The sequence below is a fragment of the Enterobacter sp. 200527-13 genome, from assembly GCF_027924865.1.
In the GTDB taxonomy this organism is placed as follows: domain Bacteria; phylum Pseudomonadota; class Gammaproteobacteria; order Enterobacterales; family Enterobacteriaceae; genus Enterobacter; species Enterobacter ludwigii.
This window is the reverse complement of record NZ_BSCM01000001.1, coordinates 742,672-762,664: the sequence shown is the minus strand read 5'-3', so window position 1 is coordinate 762,664 and position 19,993 is coordinate 742,672. Positions and strand designations below refer to the sequence as shown.

16 protein-coding genes are annotated in these 19,993 nt (G+C 55.0%); 8 read left to right on the top strand and 8 right to left on the bottom strand.

Features of this window, described 5'->3' with window-relative positions:
* Positions 1-76 precede the first annotated feature (76 nt).
* The 4 genes from poxB (at position 77) to QMG44_RS03570 (ending at position 5,388) form a co-directional block, all read left to right on the top strand.
* Positions 77-1,795, top strand: a complete 1,719-nt coding sequence (poxB, locus tag QMG44_RS03585; protein WP_014169348.1) for a ubiquinone-dependent pyruvate dehydrogenase — start codon at positions 77-79, stop codon at positions 1,793-1,795.
* Between the two features lie 38 nt (positions 1,796-1,833).
* The gene (gene ltaE / locus QMG44_RS03580; RefSeq protein WP_020884843.1) at positions 1,834-2,835 is read left to right on the top strand and encodes a low-specificity L-threonine aldolase; all 1,002 of its coding nucleotides are present in this window, start codon (positions 1,834-1,836) and stop codon (positions 2,833-2,835) included.
* A gap of 10 nt (positions 2,836-2,845) precedes the next feature.
* The gene (locus tag QMG44_RS03575) at positions 2,846-4,285 is read left to right on the top strand and encodes an SDR family oxidoreductase (RefSeq protein WP_025204577.1); all 1,440 of its coding nucleotides are present in this window, start codon (positions 2,846-2,848) and stop codon (positions 4,283-4,285) included.
* An 89-nt stretch (positions 4,286-4,374) separates the two neighbouring features.
* Positions 4,375-5,388, top strand: coding sequence for an NAD(P)-dependent oxidoreductase (locus QMG44_RS03570; protein WP_068794453.1), 1,014 nt, complete (start codon positions 4,375-4,377; stop codon positions 5,386-5,388).
* Between the two features lie 62 nt (positions 5,389-5,450).
* On the opposite strand, the gene QMG44_RS03565 is transcribed toward QMG44_RS03570, so the two are convergent.
* The 5 genes from QMG44_RS03565 to gspC all read right to left on the bottom strand — a co-directional run bounded on the left by QMG44_RS03565 (position 5,451) and on the right by gspC (position 13,912).
* Positions 5,451-7,280, bottom strand: coding sequence for a chitinase (locus tag QMG44_RS03565; protein WP_014169344.1), 1,830 nt, complete (start codon positions 7,278-7,280; stop codon positions 5,451-5,453).
* A 144-nt stretch (positions 7,281-7,424) separates the two neighbouring features.
* Entirely contained in the window at positions 7,425-7,865 is a 441-nt protein-coding gene (gene iagB / locus QMG44_RS03560; protein WP_086532733.1) for a type III secretion system invasion protein IagB, read from the bottom strand.
* 137 nt (positions 7,866-8,002) lie between these two features.
* Positions 8,003-10,696, bottom strand: a complete 2,694-nt coding sequence (locus tag QMG44_RS03555; RefSeq protein WP_086532734.1) for a glycosyl hydrolase family 18 protein — start codon at positions 10,694-10,696, stop codon at positions 8,003-8,005.
* A 260-nt stretch (positions 10,697-10,956) separates the two neighbouring features.
* A complete protein-coding gene (gene gspD, locus QMG44_RS03550) occupies positions 10,957-13,167 on the bottom strand; it encodes a type II secretion system secretin GspD (protein ID WP_086532735.1) in 2,211 nt (736 codons plus the stop codon).
* Positions 13,168-13,180: 13 nt separating this feature from the next.
* Positions 13,181-13,912 carry a type II secretion system protein GspC gene (gene gspC, locus QMG44_RS03545; RefSeq protein ID WP_086532936.1) on the bottom strand — a complete coding sequence of 244 codons (732 nt, stop codon included), beginning with the start codon at positions 13,910-13,912 and terminating at the stop codon, positions 13,181-13,183.
* Between the two features lie 300 nt (positions 13,913-14,212).
* Between gspC and QMG44_RS03540 the strand changes: the two genes are divergently transcribed.
* The gene (locus tag QMG44_RS03540; RefSeq protein WP_086532736.1) at positions 14,213-15,775 is read left to right on the top strand and encodes an ExeA family protein; all 1,563 of its coding nucleotides are present in this window, start codon (positions 14,213-14,215) and stop codon (positions 15,773-15,775) included.
* Positions 15,775-16,371, top strand: a complete 597-nt coding sequence (locus QMG44_RS03535; RefSeq protein WP_086532737.1) for a hypothetical protein — start codon at positions 15,775-15,777, stop codon at positions 16,369-16,371. Before QMG44_RS03540 ends, QMG44_RS03535 begins: the two co-directional genes overlap by 1 nt.
* Here the strand turns inward: QMG44_RS03535 and QMG44_RS03530 are convergent, their stop codons facing one another.
* From QMG44_RS03530 to QMG44_RS03520, 3 genes are all read right to left on the bottom strand, one after another.
* The gene (locus QMG44_RS03530; RefSeq protein ID WP_047955283.1) at positions 16,372-16,995 is read right to left on the bottom strand and encodes a helix-turn-helix domain-containing protein; all 624 of its coding nucleotides are present in this window, start codon (positions 16,993-16,995) and stop codon (positions 16,372-16,374) included.
* A 268-nt stretch (positions 16,996-17,263) separates the two neighbouring features.
* Positions 17,264-18,094, bottom strand: a complete 831-nt coding sequence (locus tag QMG44_RS03525) for an N-acetylmuramoyl-L-alanine amidase (RefSeq protein WP_086532738.1) — start codon at positions 18,092-18,094, stop codon at positions 17,264-17,266.
* Complete coding sequence (locus tag QMG44_RS03520; protein ID WP_006174327.1) at positions 18,091-18,414, bottom strand: heavy metal-binding domain-containing protein; 324 nt, start codon at positions 18,412-18,414, stop codon at positions 18,091-18,093. The genes QMG44_RS03525 and QMG44_RS03520 overlap by 4 nt, the downstream gene beginning before the upstream one ends.
* Positions 18,415-18,511: 97 nt before the next feature.
* Here QMG44_RS03520 and QMG44_RS03515 point away from each other — a divergent pair, with 97 nt between their 5' ends.
* Positions 18,512-19,030 carry a lipoprotein gene (locus QMG44_RS03515; protein ID WP_014169325.1) on the top strand — a complete coding sequence of 173 codons (519 nt, stop codon included), beginning with the start codon at positions 18,512-18,514 and terminating at the stop codon, positions 19,028-19,030.
* Positions 19,031-19,256: 226 nt separating this feature from the next.
* Positions 19,257-19,985 carry an arginine ABC transporter ATP-binding protein ArtP gene (gene artP, locus QMG44_RS03510; RefSeq protein ID WP_014169324.1) on the top strand — a complete coding sequence of 243 codons (729 nt, stop codon included), beginning with the start codon at positions 19,257-19,259 and terminating at the stop codon, positions 19,983-19,985.
* Positions 19,986-19,993: the final 8 nt, after the last annotated feature.

Here is a 19,993-nt window from a genome sequence, read left to right as displayed (position 1 = left end):
TAAGGGGTAAAGCGCGGCAATACAGTGACTTTCTTCTAAGCTTGTAAGCGATATCACTTAAAGGAGATGGACACCCATGAAACAAACCGTGGCTGCATACATAGCAAAAACCCTCGAGCAGGCAGGCGTAAAGCGCATCTGGGGCGTAACCGGCGACTCCCTGAACGGGCTGAGCGATAGCCTGAATAAGATGAAGACCATTGAATGGATGCCAACCCGTCATGAAGAGGTTGCCGCCTTCGCGGCTGGGGCGGAAGCGCAGGTGACGGGTGAACTGGCCGTCTGCGCCGGATCGTGCGGACCGGGCAACCTTCACTTGATCAACGGCCTGTTTGACTGCCACCGCAATCACGTACCGGTCCTGGCGATTGCCGCCCACATCCCTTCTTCCGAAATCGGTAGCGGCTATTTTCAGGAGACGCATCCTCAGGAGCTGTTCCGTGAATGCAGCCACTATTGCGAATTAGTTTCCTCACCAGAACAAATCCCTCAGGTTCTGGCCATTGCAATGCGCAAAGCCGTGCTTAACCGCGGTGTTTCGGTGGTCGTTATTCCCGGCGACGTGGCGCTGAAGGCCGCGCCTGAAGGTGCCAGTTCGCACTGGTATCACGCCCCACAGCCTGTCATCACGCCGGCTGAAGAAGAGCTCAAAAAGCTCGCGCAGCTGCTGCGTTACTCCAGCAATATCGCCCTGATGTGCGGCAGTGGCTGTGCGGGCGCGCACAAAGAGCTGGTGGAATTTGCCGGCAAGTTAAAATCCCCGATTGTTCACGCCCTGCGCGGCAAAGAGCACGTCGAATATGACAACCCGTATGACGTGGGCATGACCGGACTGATCGGTTTTTCCAGCGGTTTCCACACCATGATGAATGCCGACACGCTGATCCTGCTCGGCACCCAGTTCCCGTACCGCGCGTTTTACCCGACGGATGCCAAAATCATTCAGATTGATATTAACCCGGGCAGTATTGGTGCCCACAGCAAAGTCGATATGGCGCTGGTAGGGGACATCAAATCCACCCTCGCCGCCCTGCTGCCGCTGGTGGAAGAAAAAACCGACCGGAAGTTCCTCGACAAAGCCCTCAGTGATTACCGCGATGCACGCAAAGGACTGGACGATCTTGCCAAACCGAGCGACAAAGCCATTCATCCCCAGTATCTGGCGCAGCAAATTAGCCATTTCGCGGACGACGACGCCATTTTTACCTGCGACGTGGGCACCCCGACCGTCTGGGCGGCACGCTATCTGAAGATGAACGGCAAACGCCGTCTGCTGGGGTCGTTCAACCACGGTTCGATGGCCAACGCCATGCCGCAGGCGCTGGGGGCCAAGGCCACCGCACCAGAGCGTCAGGTGGTGGCGATGTGCGGTGACGGCGGGTTCAGCATGCTGATGGGCGATTTCCTGTCGGTTGTGCAGATGAAGCTCCCGCTGAAAATCGTGGTCTTTAACAACAGCGTGCTGGGCTTTGTGGCGATGGAGATGAAGGCAGGTGGCTATCTGACGGACGGCACCGAGCTGCACGACACCAACTTCGCGCGCATCGCTGAAGCCTGCGGCATCACGGGTATTCGCGTAGAGAAAGCCTCAGAAGTCGATGAAGCCCTGCAGCGTGCCTTCTCCATCGACGGTCCGGTACTGGTGGACGTGGTGGTGGCGAAAGAAGAGCTGGCGATCCCACCGCAGATTAAACTCGAGCAGGCCAAAGGATTCAGCCTCTATATGCTGCGCGCCATCATCAGTGGACGCGGTGATGAGGTAATCGAACTGGCAAAAACCAACTGGCTCAGGTAAAACATTTCACATAACCTCTTAAATTAAAGGGATGTGAAATGATTGATTTACGCAGTGATACCGTTACCCGTCCGGGTCGCGCCATGCTCGAAGAGATGATGGCCGCCCCGGTCGGGGACGACGTCTACGGTGACGATCCAACGGTGAATGCGCTGCAGCGTTATGCCGCCGAGCTAAGCGGTAAAGAGGCCGCCCTGTTTCTGCCATCCGGCACCCAGGCCAACCTGGTGGCGTTGCTCAGCCACTGCGAACGCGGTGAAGAGTATATTGCCGGTCAGGGCGCGCACAATTACCTGTACGAAGCAGGCGGTGCGGCGGTACTGGGCAGCATTCAGCCTCAGCCGATTGATGCCGCCCCGGACGGCACCCTGCCGCTCGACAAGGTCGCGGCGAAAATCAAAGTCGATGATGTGCATTTCGCCCGCACCAGGCTGCTCAGTCTGGAAAACACCCACAACGGCAAAGTGCTGCCGCGCGAGTACCTGAAAGCAGCGTGGGAATTCACCCGCGAGCGCAAACTCGGGCTGCACGTGGACGGCGCGCGCATCTTTAACGCCGTGGTGGAGTATGGCTGCGAGCTGAAAGACATCGCGCAGTATTGCGATTCGTTCACTATTTGCCTGTCTAAAGGGCTGGGGACGCCCGTTGGCTCGCTGCTGGTGGGCAATGCGGACTACATCAAACGCGCGGTCCGCTGGCGTAAGATGACCGGCGGCGGGATGCGCCAGGCCGGTATTCTGGCAGCAGCCGGACTGTACGCCCTGAAAAACAACGTGGCCCGCCTGAAAGACGATCATGAAAACGCCGCGTGGATGGCCGCACAGCTACGCGAGATTGGTGCAGACGTTATGCGCCACGATACCAACATGCTGTTCATTCGCGTGGGCGAAGAGCACGCTGCTGCGCTGGGTGAGTTTATGAAAGCCCGTGGCGTGTTGATCAACGCCTCGCCGGTGGTACGCCTGGTTATGCACCTGGACGTTAATCGTCAGCAGCTGGCAGACGTGGTGAAACACTGGCAGGCGTTTTTACAGCGCTAAGGAGCAGAGCGTGCCGCAACGTATTCTGGTACTCGGTGCCAGTGGGTATATCGGTCAGCATCTCACCACTGCGTTAAGTCAGCAGGGGCACCAGGTGCTGGCCGTGGCACGCAACACGGAGCGTCTGCAAAAACTGCACCTGCCCGGGGTGACCTGTCACAACGTCGATCTCAACTGGCCCACGACGCTGCCGGCGTTACTGGAAGGGGTCGACACGCTTTACTACCTTGTTCACAGCATGGGCGAAGGGGGCGATTTTATCGCCCACGAGCGTCAGGTGGCGATGAACGTCCGCGACGCGCTGTTGCGCACACCGGTGAAGCAGGTGATTTTTTTAAGCTCGCTGCAGGCGCCTGCTAACGAGCAGTCCGATCATCTTCGCGCCCGTCAGCTCACGGCTGAAACCCTGCGCGGCGCCAATATTCCCGTCACCGAACTGCGGGCGGGGATCATCGTCGGAGCTGGCTCCGCCGCGTTCGAAGTGATGCGCGACATGGTGTACAACCTGCCGGTGCTTACCCCGCCGCGCTGGGTGCGATCGCGCACCACGCCGATTGCGCTGGAAAATTTACGCCATTATCTGGTGGCCCTGCTGGACCATCCGGCTGAGCAACACCGCGTGCTTGAGGCTGCCGGCCCGGAAGTGCTGAGCTACCAGCAACAGTTCGAACATTTTATGCGTGTCAGCGGCCGCCGACGCTGGCTGATCCCCATTCCCTTCCCTACCCGATGGATCTCGGTGTGGTTTTTAAACGTCATTACGTCCGTGCCACCAACGACCGCAAAAGCGCTGATCCAGGGGCTCAAACACGATCTGCTGGCCGACGATCGCGCGTTGCGTGCGCTGATCCCCCAGACGCTGATCCGTTTCGATGACGCGGTACGCAATACGCTCAAGGAAGAGGAACAGCTGATGAACTCCAGCGACTGGGGCTACGACGCCCAGGCGTTTGCCCGCTGGCGGCCTGAGTACGGTTACTTTCCTAAACAGGCTGGCTGCACGGTGAACACCCCGGCCAGTCTGGCGGACCTGTGGGAGGTGGTGAATCAGATTGGCGGCAAAGAACGCTATTTCTTCGGCAATATCCTCTGGCAAACCCGTGGCGCACTGGATCTGCTGGTAGGACACAGGCTGGCGAAAGGCCGTCCTGCGCACCCGTATCTTGCGGTAGGCGATACGGTTGACAGCTGGAAGGTGATCATCGTCGAGCCCGAAAAACAGCTGGCGCTGCTGTTTGGCATGAAAGCGCCCGGTCTGGGACGGTTGTGCTTTACGCTAAAAGACAAAGGCGACCATCGAGAACTGGACGTTCGTGCCTGGTGGCACCCGCACGGTATGCCGGGGCTTTTCTACTGGTTGTTAATGATCCCCGCTCACCTGTTTATCTTTCGCGGAATGGCGAAACGTATCGCGCAGCTGGCAGAACAAAAGACGAAAATAACTCAATAAAACTCTTATTCTTTCACCTTTCCCATTGCAACCCGCCGTAATTCACGAAAGAATGCGCACGAAATTCTTTTTCAACACAGTGGATTGATATGAAGGTACTGGTTACCGGGGCGACCAGCGGCTTAGGCCGAAATGCGGTCGAGTTTCTGCGCAACAAAGGCATCAGCGTCAGGGCCACCGGTCGCAACGAAGCGATGGGTAAACTGCTGCAAAAAATGGGCGCAGAGTTTGTCCATGCCGACCTGACGGAGCTGGTCTCCTCTCAGGCCAAGGTGATGCTGGCCGGTATCGATACGCTGTGGCACTGCTCCAGTTTTACCTCCCCGTGGGGCACCCAGGAAGCTTTTGACCTCGCCAACGTGCGTGCCACCCGTCGTCTGGGTGAATGGGCCGTGGCCTGGGGCGTGCGTAACTTTATTCATATCTCCTCCCCGTCTCTCTATTTCGACTATCACCATCACCGCGACGTGCAGGAAGATTTTCGCCCGGCGCGCTTTGCCTGTGAGTTTGCCCGCAGTAAAGCGGCCAGCGAAGAGGTGATCGATCTGCTGGCACAGTCGAACCCGCACACCCGTTTTACCGTATTGCGTCCTCAGAGCCTGTTCGGCCCGCATGACAAAGTGTTTATCCCGCGTCTGGCGCAGATGATGCACCACTACGGCAGCGTGCTGCTGCCCCGCGGTGGCGATGCGATGGTGGATATGACGTACTACGAAAATGCGGTCCACGCCATGTGGCTGGCAAGCCAGCCTGACTGCGATACCCTGATTTCCGGTCGCGCGTACAATATCACCAACGGTGAGCCCTGCACGCTGCGCAGCATCGTGCAAAGGTTGATTGACGAGTTGCAAATCGACTGCCGTATTCGTTCCGTGCCCTACCCGATGCTGGATATGATTGCCCGCAGTATGGAGCGTCTTGGGAGTAAATCGGCGAAAGAGCCTGCGTTGACGCACTACGGTGTCTCAAAGCTCAACTTCGATTTTACGCTGGATATCACCCGCGCAGAGAACGAACTGGGGTATAAGCCGATTGTCACCCTGGATGAAGGGATTGTGCGTACTGCCGCCTGGCTGCGTGACCACGGTAAATTGCATCGCTAGTTAAGCACGCACATCTCAGAGAACAGAGACGAAAACGGCAACCCGAAGGTTGCCGTTTTGTTTTACAGCGCCGTCCAGGCGTCTGACCACGCCAGACCCGCGCCTGGCTCGTAGTACGCCGGGGCATTGTTACACCAGCCGCTGTACGGGAACGGTTTGCACTGGAACAGTTTACCGTGGTTATTCACGATATCGCCTGCCTTGTACTTGCTGTTCGCGCTCCACGCGGCGTAAGCACCTGAGGTACCGTCGTTTTCAGACGGCGTCGTGGCTTTCGCTTTAACGTTCAGCAGATAGGAGGTGGTGCTGCTCAGCTCACCATCGCTCACGGTCAGGCTGACTTCGTACTGTTGAGCCGTCGCAGACTCGGGCGCGGTAAAGGTCACCACCGCCTTGTCTTCACCGGTGACCGTCTGGCCATCCTGTGAACGCCAGGTGTAGGTCAGCGTGTTGCCGTCCTGGTCAGTGGATCCTTCTGCGCTCAGGGATACCTGCGCGCCCGCTTCCACCGCACCGATTGGGCCCGCAATCTGCGCGACCGGGGCGTGGTTCACCACGGTCGGTTCTGCCGGCGTTTCGTCCGGAACCGGTGCCGGTGCCGGGGTTTCATCTTCCGATGGCGTCGGTGCCGGAGTGACCGGATGCTCGTCCGGCGTCACGGCGGAACCGTCATCGTTGATAATGTTGACGTTATAGAATTTCTTCACGCAGTTCGTGTAGTCACCTTCTTTAAAGGCGCTGAACGGCGTCTGATAACCGACCAGCTGGCAGGAATACGTTTTACCGTCTGGCGTATCGGCACTCCATCCCCAGTCCTGCTCCCAGTAAATCTTCAGCGCACCGGAGCCGCCTTCATCGAACTGCTTCATGTTGGCACAGCCGAGCACTTCATTTGCCGGAACAGGCACTTTCAGGTACTTCGCAAACTCTTTGTAGTACTTGATACGGTTTTCAGACTGGGCAATCTCAGTCGGGCCACCACACTCTACGCCACCGTTAATGATCTGGGTGGTCACGCCGAAGCCCGGAACCAGGCCGTTGGCTTTGTCATGATCGTTTGGCTGCCAGGTGCCGTCGATAACCTGCAGCATGCTCGGTTTCGGCGGCTGCGGGTAGGCGAAGAAGAAGATGGCGCTTGCCAGGTTCAGCCAGGTGTCAGCCACCAGCTCCGGCTTGTCGAGCAGCGTGCGGACAGTGCCGAACATCGCTTCAGAGAACGGACCGTAGTTGTAGTTATAAGACAGCTGTTTTGCCCCACGGCCAAAGTAACTCACGAAATCGCCGTCTTTGTCTTTGCCGCACGGCCAGGTTTGTCCCTGCCAGATATCAGGATTACATTCGCCGTTGTAACCGCCTTTCTGCCCTTCGGTCCAGCCCATTTCGCGAACGTGAACCAGCGCCTGACGCCATTCGGCTTCCGGACGCCAGCTTTCGTGGCCGCCGGTTTCCTGTGCGAAGTGGGCAAACATAGTGGCCAGCTCTTTACGGCAGATGGCGTCGCTGTCACGGCCGTCGTTGTAGGTCTTACACAGCGCCGGGAATTTGCCCACCGCTTTGAGGAAGTTACTGTAGGTGTAGGACTGTGCTCGCATCGGGAAAAGGTATTCCCAGTCGCTGGCCTTCACAATGCCTTCAACGCGTTTGACGTTATCCGGGTTCGCTGCACGGCCTGGCTCAATCAGCTCAACCTGGGCATTATCCAGCGTACGAATGGTGTCTTTAACCGACGCCATCAGTGGAAAGTTAGTCAGTTCCTGTTCTTTCTTCGCCAGATCGCTGGCTTTCAGGGTGAACGGCTCGCTGGTGGTTGCCTGCAGCGTCGCAGCCTGTGCCATGAAAGGCGCAATGCATGCACCCGCAACGAGCACGCTCAGTAAGGTCCTTTTGGTCATTTCAACTCATCCTATATATAGCAACAAGGGTTAATGCAATCACGGTTTATGTATTATTCCCTTAATAAATAAACCAAAGAGTGCGGTAATTTTTCATTTTTTGAAGCGCACCTATGGGTACGCTTCAAAAAACAAAAAGCAGAATTAATAAGAGGAACGAGGTTTTATCTCCTGATATTTCGCCCAGACCTTGCGGGCATAATTCATACGCTTTGAATAATTCTCTTTTTTCACTCCCGCGTTATAAGCCCCGACGGCTTCCCAGTTATAGCCATATACGTTGATCATCGTCGACAGTATTGACGCGCCCACCATAATGGAGGTGCAGGGCTCGGTCACAAGCCGGTTCTCATCAATGCCCTGGCGCTGCAGTTCGCTGAAATGCGTGCTGTTAATCTGCATTAATCCCACATCCCGCGAGCCATCCTGATTCCACCCCACGGCATTCGGATTCATACCGGATTCCACCTGCGCAATGGCATATAATAAATACGGATCGACATAATAATAATGCGCCGCTTTATCCCAGCAATTTGCTGCCGCACTCTGACTTAAAATAAGCAATAACAATAAAAAGCGTTTCATCTCATTACCTGTTTATTTACTGACGATCCTTCTCCTTGCGCACGCTGTCTTATTCCGGAAGGGGTTGACCACACCCGAAACGGGGTGTGGTCAACGATTGCAGGCGATATCAAACCCGCAACCTCAGGCTAAGATGGTTATTTGCAGTCTGCTGACGCGCCTTCTTTCACCCATACATCGCTGTTACCTGGTTTATCACCACGGGTCCACCATTTCGCACGGTAGACATACCCCTGGTAGGTGGTCGTATCGCCACCGTTGTAAACCACATCGGAACGCCAGTTCATCTTCACCTGGCTGACCAGCTCCCACGCATCCGCGTCAAAGCCCGGTTTATTGCCCTGTGTCCAGTACTTCGCTTTCCACACCAGGTTGTCGGCGCTCACGGTGTCACCACTGTTGTAGATTTTGCTCGCACTCCAGGCCGGGTACTGGCTGGCATTGGCATCAACAGGTGCATCACAGCTGCCGGTGGCAGAGCCTTCATCAGAAGGTGGCGTGACCTCATCGGCAGGTGGTGTCACCTCGTCAGATGGCGGCGTGACCTCATCGGCTGCTTTTGGCGTGACAATAACCTGCACGTTCGATTGAACGCTGGTTTTACCGTCGCTGACCACCACGCTCAGGGTGTAGGTGGAATCGGAAGCGACAGCCGGTGCGGTGATATTCACGTTCGCGGTGTCAGTTCCGGTTGCGTTCATGTCCGCCGGCACGCTCCAGGCATAGGTCAGCGCGTCACCATCCGGATCGGCTGCCTGCGCATGCAGGGCATAGGTTTCACCCGCCTGCAGCGTGATGCTTTCCATCGGGTTGACCACCGGTGCCTGGTTCGCTTTAGGTGCTTTGTTCACGACCTGAACATCAATGGCGTTCGTCAGGCCTTTCGCATCTTTCACCGTCAGGCGGAAGGAGAGCGTCTGGTTCTGAGTCACTGCCGCCGCGCCGAAGGAGGCTTTGGCTTTCGTGCTGTTGGTAAGGGTCACGGCTGGACCGGAAATCTGGGTCCACTTATAGGTAATGGCGTCGCCGTCCGGATCGCCAGACGCAGAGCCATCGAGGGTGACGGTAACAGGCCCGGTCACGGTCTGATCGGCAGCCGCAGCGATCGGCGCATGGTTGGTGACAACGGGATCAACCGGCGTTGAACCGCCGCCCAACAGGCTTTCGTTCATCGCATTGAGGATGTCGCCATTGTCCGAGTCGATGGACCAGGAGAACAGACCGCCCAGGTTTTTCGCCAGCACATACTTACCTTTTGCCGTGGTAGAACGCGCGTCTTCATAGGTAATCAGATCGCCGGTGGCTTTATTGAACAGATACGGCGCTTCTGCCGCGGCATCGTATTTGTATTCCCAGCCTGGCTTGCCTTTGTACTCGTTCGCAATCTGACGGTAGTCAACCACGCCCGGTTCCCAGGTGCCTTTGACCGCGCCCGTTGCCGTACCGGTGAACGGATTGTCGCCGGTGTAGCCATGAACGCCGGTCCAGCCGCGACCGTACATGCCCGCCCCCACAACAATCTTGCCCGGCTGCACGCCCTGTTCCAGCAGCGCGTTCACGCCGTTTTCAGTGGTGTAGTTGGTGTCCGGTTTCCACTCCGCGCCGTGCAGCGCCGCCTGGTGGCCGAGATCAGTATTGCTCCAGCCGCCGTAGAAGTCGTAGCTCATCAGGAAGATGTGGTCGAGGTACTGCTGCGCCGTGGTGTAATCCACGTCTTCAATTTTGTCTTTACCGGAACCAATGGCGGTGGTCAGTTCGTACGTACGGCCCGTTTCTGCTGACAGCTCGTTCAGCATCGCGCGCAGATCGTGCATCACCGCGGTATAGGTGGCTTTGTCCTGAGCAGGGTTGCCAAGATTTTCCGACACGCCACCACCCCCCGGGAATTCCCAGTCAATATCGACCCCGTCGAAGAATTTCCAGGTTTTCAGGAACTCTTTCACGGAAGAGACGAAGCGCGCGCGGATCGCGGAATCATGCATCTGGAAGAACGGATCGGACATCGTCCAGCCGCCAATGGAAGGCAGCACTTTCAGATCCGGATGGGCTTTTTTCAGCGCCATCAACTGACCAAAGTTACCTTTGTAGGGGTCGTCCCAGTTGGTCACGCCGGCCTGCGGTTTTTGCAATGCCGCCCACGGATCGTGAATGGCCACGGTGTAATCCTGACGGCCCGCACAGGCGCGCTGCAGCGCGGCGAAGCTGTTGCCGTTCTCAACCGTTTTTAACCCGTTGTTGATGCCATCACCACCACAGATCGGAATGAAACCGTACAAAATGTGGTTCAGGTTCGCCGCAGGGATTTTATCCACCGGGAACTCACGCCCATAGACGCCCCACTCAGGGAAATAGGCACCCACCACTTTGTCCGTATGTTGAGAGAAAGTTTTGTTATTTTCCTTCAGGGTGGTGTTCAGCGGCAGCAGATGGCTCCCGTCCGTGTCCGCCACGATGATCAGTTTGCTGGCACTTTTAGAACACCCGCTGGCGTTACAGAGTTCAACCTGCTCCTGATAGCGTCCGCCCTTTTTCACTTTGAAGGTGGCTGACCCGGAGGCGCTTGCGGCGCCACTCCACACGGCCTGACCATCCAGAAGCACTTTTGCCGAGGTTGGCGCATCGCCGCTCCAGACGTTCCACTCAACTTTCACATCCGCGCCATCATGGACTTTCACAAGGCTGTTATAGTCTTGCGCTGCCTGGTCAACTTCAACAATCGCAAACTTATCATTGCCACTGCTGAGGGTTGGCGTACCTGGCGCCGCCGCGAAGGCAGAGCTGGACGCCGCTGCAACGAAAAGCGCCAGATATTTAGGCTTCATAAATTTCATTTTTATTTCCTGATAAATTTATTTGTAAACGTTAATGACCCATGTCTTCCTTTAAAACATGGAATAGTTTTTTACAGACTTTGAATTTCAACTTAAGCAATAATCGTTAACCGCTATTTCTGTGGCGCGCTGTATTCCTCCATTAAAAGATACAAGCTCGAATTCTGTGAAGCTTATGTCTTTAACGATACGCTGAATAAATACTGTATTCCTTTCATTCCCCAATCGAAAAAATCACTAAAAAAACTTGACCGGTGTATTCAGAATGTGGAACAGGCAACCTGATAAACAAAAACCGTCATGCCGGCAAAAGCTAAATAAGGACCGAAAGAAATAATGCGGTTATTTTTATTCGCATGTCTTGTCGCGAAATATCCGACAATACCGCTTAACGCGGCAATCAATTCCAGGGTGGGCAGTGCCTGCCAGCCGCACCAGGCGCCTAACGCCGCCAGAAGTTTAAAATCGCCATAGCCTAATCCTTCTCGTCCGGTAAGCAGACGAAATGCCCAGTAGAGAGACCAGAGCGAAAGGTAGCCAGCCACCGCCCCCACCAGCGCATCCTTAAGCGGCAGCGTGTGGTCAACGAGGTGTAACAACAGTCCTGCCCACAGCAACGGCTGGGTCAGACAGTCAGGGAGCAACTGATGCTGCCAGTCAATCATCGCCAGCGGCAGCAGAAACGCGGCCAGCAACCACAGTGAGAACAACGCCGGTTCGCCCGGAATGCACATGTCGTCGTCACGCAGCACGGTGGTATGAATAAAGACCATCAGGTTGCGTTTGGACGCGTCCTGCGAGGTGTAGCGGAAAAGCTGCCCGACCAGCGGAATATCCCCCAGCAGCGGCACTTTGGAGACCGACTGCTTAGTGACATTCTCCATCAGGCCGCCGAGCACCACCGTTTGCCCGCTGTGCACCATCACTTCGTTATTGATGGTTCGGGTATTAAAGGTTGGGCCAAGGCTGGCGTCTTCCGTTGCGCTGTTGTCGACGCTTGAGACTTCCTGCTCAATCTTCAGGTGGATCATGTCGCCGTCGTTGATTTGCGGCACAATTTTCAGTTTGGTCCCCACCGTCTTGCGCTCTACGGAGTTAAAGACATTATCGCCACTGGTGGTCTGCGAACCGGAAAGCACCGGCACGTCCTGACCGACATTGAATGACGCCTCTTTGTTATCCAGCGTGACCACACTTGGCGTGGAAAGGATGTCGTTTTTGCCGTCGGTTGAGAGCGCGGTCATCAGCGCACCGAAATCACCGTTAAAGAAGCCGGTCGCTAGGCCAGTAAAGCTGGCGCCCTTGATGGTGCCATTTTTTATCTGACTAATGGGCAGGCCGGTGGAGCCGAACTGGACGCCACCGTGCTTGCCGGTCCACTGCACGCCGAGATCCAGACCGTTGCCGTCCTGCACTTCAGCAATGATGGCTTCCACCAGCACCTGCGGACGGCGGATGTCGAGCTTGTCGATCACCTTCTCAAGGGAGTTCATCACGTTAGGCTGCGCGGTGATCACCAGCGAGTTGGTTGACTCGTCGGCGGTAATATTCAGATCGGTTGCCGCGGTGGCCGTTTTCGCCTTCGCGGTGCCGGCTTTGTCTTTCAGCTGTTCGCCAATACCGGTGAGCACCGGAACCACTTTGGTGGCGCTGGCGTACTTGAGATAGAAGACGCGGGTATTCCCCTCGTTGTTCTGCTCGCGATCTAACTCATGGATCAGGCTGCGGGTACGCGTGCGCGCATCTTCCGAACCGCTGATCACCAGGCTGTTGGTTTCGTCATCCGCCACCACTTTGGTGGCCAACTGCGGCGCGTTCTGCCCTTTCTGCTCTTCATTGTTGAGATTATTCAACATGTCGGAGAGCGCTTTGGCGGAAGCAAAGCGCAGGGGGACGATTTCGCGACGCTGAATACCGTCTTTATCCACGCGCTGGACCAGATCCACCAGCCGGTTCACCACGGACGCTTTACCGGTTAACAGCAGCACGTTGGAAGGCTCGAAGTGCACCACGTTGCCGATGCCGGTAGCATCGTTCAGTTGACGCAACAGCGGCGCGAGTTCACGCACCGGCACGTTTTCCATGCGCACGACACGGGTAATAATCTCATCGCCTTTGCCCGGATTTGTGCTGTCTGCCAGCGGCGCACCGGCGGTACGAGCCACGCTTGAGCGCACCACTTTAACCATACCGTTATCCATCGGGATCACCGAGAGACCGTAGAGATCCAGCACACTCAGGAAGAACTGGTAATACTCATCCTCCGTCAGCACGTTGTAGGTTCTGACAGATACGGAGCCCTGAACCGACGGGTCGACGAGAATGGTTTTGTTAAGGTTACGGCCTACCGTATCGATAAACTCGCGGATATCGGTATTTTTAAAACTCGCGCTAAAGTTGGCTGCGAGCAGCGAACCCGAATATAACGACAATGCGGTCAGCGCCACGCACGCCCATGGAAATTTCTTCATGTCTGTACACTTATTAATTGTTAAGAACATTGACCCGAATATTTTCAAGGTGAGCGTGACGTCTGACGACAACCTCCGCTTCTTTCATTTTTGACCATTCAGCAATAATATTTTTTGCCTTGACTTCATCGGTCATATCGACAGCATTCACTTCGACTGCCACATCCCCTTTTTTCAGTCCTGAATGGCTATAAAAGGAAGAGGCATTCCGGGGATTAATGGCATAGCCTTCCAGTTGGCCTTTTTCGACAACCGGTTTTAATACCAGATAATCATTCAGATGCAGCATGTCTGCGCCTGCATCTTTTGTCGATTTGGTTACCGGGCCGCTATCAACGCCGCCCTTGAAATAATCCGGTTTCTTTAAGGCCAGCGTCTGCGTGATGCCTTCATAATTCACGACGACACTGTCTTTGTTAATTTCCTGAATAAAGGCATCGTTAAAACCGGTCAGCGGCTCCCCTTCGCGGTAGCTCTTCTGGCCCGCGGGCGTTTTAATAACGGCGAAGGAAAGCCAGGGGTCATCACTGCGCACAATGCCTTCTATTTCCGCCGCCAGCGGGGCTTTTAGCACAGCCGGCCCAGTGTCCTGACGTGTTGCCGCCGTGAAAAGGGTGAATGTTTTCTCTTCGCGGCGGTTTTTCAGCGGCTGCGCATCAGAGTTAGCCAACCTATTCGTAACCTTTTTATAATCTTTAAATGTGAAATACCCTTGCTGGCCGCTAAAAATTAACAGCGCCAACATCATGCAAGGGGTTATCCACCGTGACAGAAATGAGAACCTCATTTTTCATCTGGCCTTTAACAAAGCGAAAATAAGCAGCATCACGCTGCGACAAAACGTGTGAAGAGAGTAATGAGACGCGGTGAATACGACCATCGACTTCGCCACCAACTTTAATAAAGAAAATTATTGACCGTCTAAAACCGAGGTGTTAGGACATTTCTGCCGGATATTTTTACCCAGTTGAAAAATTGATCGCCCCGTCTCCTTACCGTAATTTCACGACCTGTTGCTATTCCTAATCAGAGACGGTAAGTCGTTATGTATCAGAGCCACTTTACTTTTAAAACCCCGCCCTTCAGGAAGGTCACCCGCTTATCCGGGGATTTTCTGGTGCCTTATCATCAGGACGTCTTTAACCTGCTGAAAGAGAAAACCCAACAGGCGGGAATATGCGGGCTCTTTAGCGACGATACTTCGCTGTTGGGCCAGTTCAGCGATGCGCTGAAAAACAGCGACAACCGCGTTCTTGCCATCAACGCGTTTCCAAAACTGAGCGCCAGTAGCCTGCTGTACAAGCTCAGCCCGGACACGAAAGCAATCGCCAGCCGTATTCAGGCGGTCGATACCGTGCTGCAGCAGTGGCAGGCCGGGAAAACGCAGGCCACCGTGCTGGTCATTTCCCATACTGAAGCCATGAAAGAGACCTGCCGGACGGTGCTGGGGATGTTGCTCACCCGTGCGCAGGAGCTGGGGTTTCATTTATCGGTGGTGCTGACGGGCGCGGAAAATCAGGCGGCGCTGCTACAGCAATCTGATCTGCGTGAATATGTGCATACCCACCACACCTTGCGCCCCCTGACCTGCCGTGAATATCTCAGCTACGTGCAGGCGCAGTGCGAAGAGCACGGAGGCGAAAGCTCGCCGTTATCCCCGGCGCGCGTGCGTAAGATGCACGCAATGACAAAAGGGAAAATCAGTGAACTGAATGCGCTGGCGCACCTGTCGATGCTTGCGGCCTGGACCGAACGCGCAAGCCAGGTCAGTCCGCGACATTTACGCCTGGCGGCCGCAGAGGTGCTGCCCGCGAAAAAACAGGGTAAGCGTCTGGCAACGGTTTCACTGTTTGCCTCTGTGCTGTTCGCGGCTTGCGGCTGGTATTTCACCGCCTCAATGACTGCTCGCCTCCCGGTTTCTCTGCCGGTCCCGATAAGCTGGAATCACCCGGCCGCCCCCGTTCAGGCCCCCGTCGTGCCGGTTATCGACAAGGAAATAGTCAATCAGCCGGACGCGATGCATCAGCTTTATCTGATGTGGGGGTATGACGCCTCGGCGGACGATGCGCTGTGTCAAAACGCGGTGAAGGTAAACCTGATGTGTAAGCAGGGAAATGCCTCTCCGGATGCGCTGGCAGGCGAAGGTTATCCGTGGGTGAGCGAGCTCAAAACCGGCAATCATCTTAACTATGCGGTGGTCGCCCGCGTCGGAGAAACCTCGATGGACCTGCTGATGAATAACCGGACCTGGCAGGTCAGCCGCAGCTGGTTTAACCGGCATGCAACCGGAAACTATACGCAACTGCACCGCCTGACGCCGGAAGGTAAAGACGCCATCAGCGCAACCAGTGACGGCAAAGAGATGATCTGGCTTGATCAGCAGCTGAGCCAGGCCCTTTCTCAGCCTGAAACCCACGCTCAGCGCTGGACTGCGGAGATGATGAAACGCACCCGCGCGTTCCAGCAAAAAATGCATCTGCATGTGGACGGTATTCCCGGCGAAGAGACATTGATGCAGTTAATGCGGGAAACCAACACCACGCCGAGCGTATTGATCCAGGCTTCGCATGCAATACCGGATGCGAAAATGCAGGAGAAGCATTCCTGATGTCTACTATCAGCCTTGCGGCTCAGCGCAGTTACACCACCGGGGAAGCGGTCTGGTTTTCATATCGCCTTCCCGTACTGAGAAACGTTTTTGCCCACACCGTTTTAGGACTCCTGGGTCTGTGCGCCATGCTGATGGCCGGGTTGTACGCGCATGTGTATTGGGATCTGCGCCACCCTGCCCCCGCCCCCATCAACGCGAGCAGCGCCAGACCGGAAACACAGCTTTCAGATATGCATTATGTGTATGTGAGCAAACCCTTCCCGCATCCGCACCCTAAACCTGCGCCGGTGCATGAGGATATGCCTGCCCTGCAGGATCTGCCGATTAACGGCGATGATACCGACTGGCAGCAGGCGCCTGAAGGAGCGGCTCAGCACGATACCGCGCGGGATACGTTACCCGGTACCGGGGCACACACCGACGCTTCTGCACAGGCTGGCAGCGACAGTTCCTCATTAACAGAATTGTTTAAGCAGGCGTTAAAAGAACAAGAGCAGGATTATTCGCAAGGCAAAATTCCCGCGCCGCCGGTTGACGAAACGCAGGATATTTCCCGGTCCCCTTTACGTCATAAAGGAGACCGGCTGGAGTAATTAATATTTTTCAGGCAAGGATGTCAGGTTAAGGAGTCGCCCCTTTTCCACCACAATATACTGACCTTTTTTCAGGTCGGAGAGAATTTTAATAATGGTACTGCGTGCCAGGTTGGTGTATTCCTGAATATAGTCATATATGTTGATATCACGCTGATGTTGAACAATCAGTTCATTAATCTCATATAAAAATTCGCGCACCACCGAATAGGCACTGCGGGCAACCAGCACATCGTCACGCTTGCTCAGCATACAAATATACCAGGAGAGCACTTTCGTCAGTTCCGGCCACAGATTGTTTTCAGTCATTAGCTGGGCGAAGGCCTCTTTTTTTATCGAGCGCACGACGGTATTTGACCGAATGAGGCCATACATGTGCGTGGCGCTGTAAAACATAGAACAAAGCCCAAATATACACGGCCCCTGAACGGTGAACATGCACAGTTCATCAGATTCGCGGCGGAACTCAACGTCGCCACTGACGATAATATGAATATACTGTGAATCACTGGTAGATAATTTCTGCCACTTTTTTAACGTCTTCTCTTCAAATCCTGACGTTGCAGAAATAATTGCGTTGACTTCGTTTTGCGGACGTAATTTTTTACCGTAAATGCTTAACATTATTATACCCAATTTAAGATGTGAAATATAAAACTCAGGATTGGGACGTAAGGCCTCAACCCAGGAATATTTTCCTGATGAAACACTCAAGGAGAAAATAAAAGTAGAAATTGTTTACGTTAATTTGCTGCTTTACTTAGCAAGCTATGTGTCCATCTTAAATCCGGATAATTTTAAGTCAATTAACTAAAAATGAATTGAGTTTGTACTTAAGATTAATCTTACTTAAATTACGCGAAAAATACTCACGAGGGGGTATCCCGCAGGATCACCCCTGTCCGTACTTTTCCAGAAGCGCTTCAGCGATGGCCAGCGTTTCACGGTCAGCCACACCATTCCACAGCTGTGGACGGAAGTGCATTTGAAACACGGTAATCACTCTTTTCTGCTGCTGGGCTGTGGCAGCCTCAGGCACTTCATAGCCATACCGCGCTAACAGATCGAGCAGCAGTGCGCTGTCCACTTCCTGATAGCGTGGCTGCCCATTGAGATAAAAGTTGACGCGGTCCGAATCGGGCCAGGCACCAATTCCCTGCTGCGCCAGTTCGCGCCAGGGGAACAGCGGGCCGGGATCGTCTTTACGCTGGGGAGCAATATCAGAGTGCGCGACGACGTTCTGCGGCTTAATGTCGTAGCGGGCGATAATGTCTTTGGCGAGCGGGATCAGAGCAGCAATTTGCGCCGGCTCGAACGGGGTGAAATGTTTTACTCCCGCCGTTTTTTGCCAGCCCCGGTTTTCCAGCTCAATCCCCACGGAGGTGTCATTAATACGGTTGGTGCCGCGCCAGAAGCTGATGCCGGCATGCCATGCCAGTTCGCTCTCCGGTACCAGCTGCCAGATACGCGGTTTGCCCTCAGGGGCAGGCGGTTTGGCGGGGATCAGGTAGTGAGAGCTGACATTCTTGTCGGTTAACGTCGCCAGCGAGCTGTCAAAGTCATCGGCGGTGTAGTGGATCACCAGCACCTTTATACGCGGGTAAGCCGCCTGGGCCTGATGGCGGGTATCCAGCTCATAGGCACCTTTATCAATAATGCCTTTTTCCGTGGCGCACCCTGCCAGCAACAGCGCCAGCAGGAGTGTGGCAAGCGAGCGCTTCATCGACGGGTTTTCACCGCCGTACCGCTTACGCTCACCATCAGCATGCTGGCATCTTTACCGACCGTTTCGTAGTCAATATCGATGCCTACCACGGCATCTGCACCCAGCGCCTTGGCCTGTTCGCCAAGCTCTTTAAACGCAATTTCGCGGGCTTTGCGCAGCTCTTTCTCATACGCGCCAGAACGTCCCCCCACGATATCGCGAATGCCGGCAAAGAAGTCCCGGAAAATGTTCGCGCCCAGTATGGCTTCGCCGGTGACCACGCCGCAGTACTCGGTAATAGGTTGCCCTTCCAGGGTAGGCGTTGTTGAAAACTGCATACTTTCTCTCCTTCTTTAGCGTTCAATGCCTTAGGTACAGCATTATCGGTTCGTTACGCTATGATTGAAAGGATAGTTAATAAATAAGGAAATCAACATGCGCTATTCAGCTTTAACACTTTTCGTGCCCTGCGCGCTGGTGCTCAGCGCCTGCACCACCACGGTCACGCCAGCCTTTAAGGATATTGGTACCCGCAGCGGCCCATGCATTGAGGGCGGCCCGGATACCGTGGCGCAACAGTTCTATGATTACCGCATACAGCACCGCAGCAATGATATTACCGCCCTGCGACCGTATCTGAGTGACGGCCTGGCGAAACTGCTGAGCGACGCCACCCGCGATCCGCAGCATAACGCGCTGCTTAAATCCGATCCGTTCTCCAGCCGCGCCACGCTGCCTGACAGCGCCGAGGTCACCAGTGCTTCAACGATCCCAAACACCGATGCGCGAAACATTCCCCTGCGCGTCAAACTGACCCAGGGAACCCAGACCTGGCAGGATGAAGTGCTGATGATCCGTGAAGGCCAGTGCTGGGCGGTGGACGACGTAAGGTACGTCGGTGGCAGCGTTCACGCCCCGGCAGGCACGCTCCGCCAGTCGATTGAAAACCGCTAAGCCACCCGTTTAAAAAGCGTTAACCCCGTAAAATGTGCGGCATTTCATGCGGAATGCCGACATTTATACTCGCCGACATTGCCGTTCGCTATTTTGTGCTATGTTTAGAGGGTATTGCGGGTTATATTTAACTTTTAACGCAGAAATATTGCATAACTATTCTGTCAACGGTACTATCTGCGGCCTCAATTGCTATAGATTGCCTGGATGAGTAAAGACTGCCCCGATGAGTATTAAACTAAACGGCATTAACTGCTTCTACGGCGCACACCAGGCGCTGTTTGACATCACGCTGGACTGCCCGGAAGGCGAAACGCTGGTTTTGCTTGGCCCAAGCGGTGCAGGTAAAAGCTCCCTTCTGCGTGTCCTTAATCTGCTTGAAATGCCCCGTTCGGGTACGCTGGCTATCGCCGGTAACCATTTTGATTTCGCGAAAACACCGTCTGATAAAGCGATTCGTGAACTGCGTCAAAACGTTGGCATGGTCTTCCAGCAATACAATCTCTGGCCGCATCTGACCGTACTGCAAAACCTGATCGAAGCCCCGTGCCGCGTGCTGGGCTTAAGCAAAGATCAGGCGATCGCGCGTGCGGATAAGCTGCTGGAGCGTCTGCGCCTTAAGCCTTACAGCGACCGCTATCCGCTGCACCTGTCCGGTGGTCAGCAGCAACGTGTGGCGATTGCCCGTGCGCTGATGATGGAGCCTGCGGTACTGCTGTTTGATGAACCGACCGCGGCGCTGGATCCCGAAATTACCGCCCAGATCGTGAGCATCATTCGCGAGCTGGCGGAAACCCATATTACTCAGGTCATCGTAACCCATGAAGTGGAAGTGGCGCGCAAAACGGCCAGCCGCGTGGTCTACATGGAAAACGGGTATATCGTTGAGCAAGGTGATGCGAGCTGCTTCTCAAACCCGCAAACCGATGCGTTCAAAAACTATTTATCTCATTGATTGTGTCA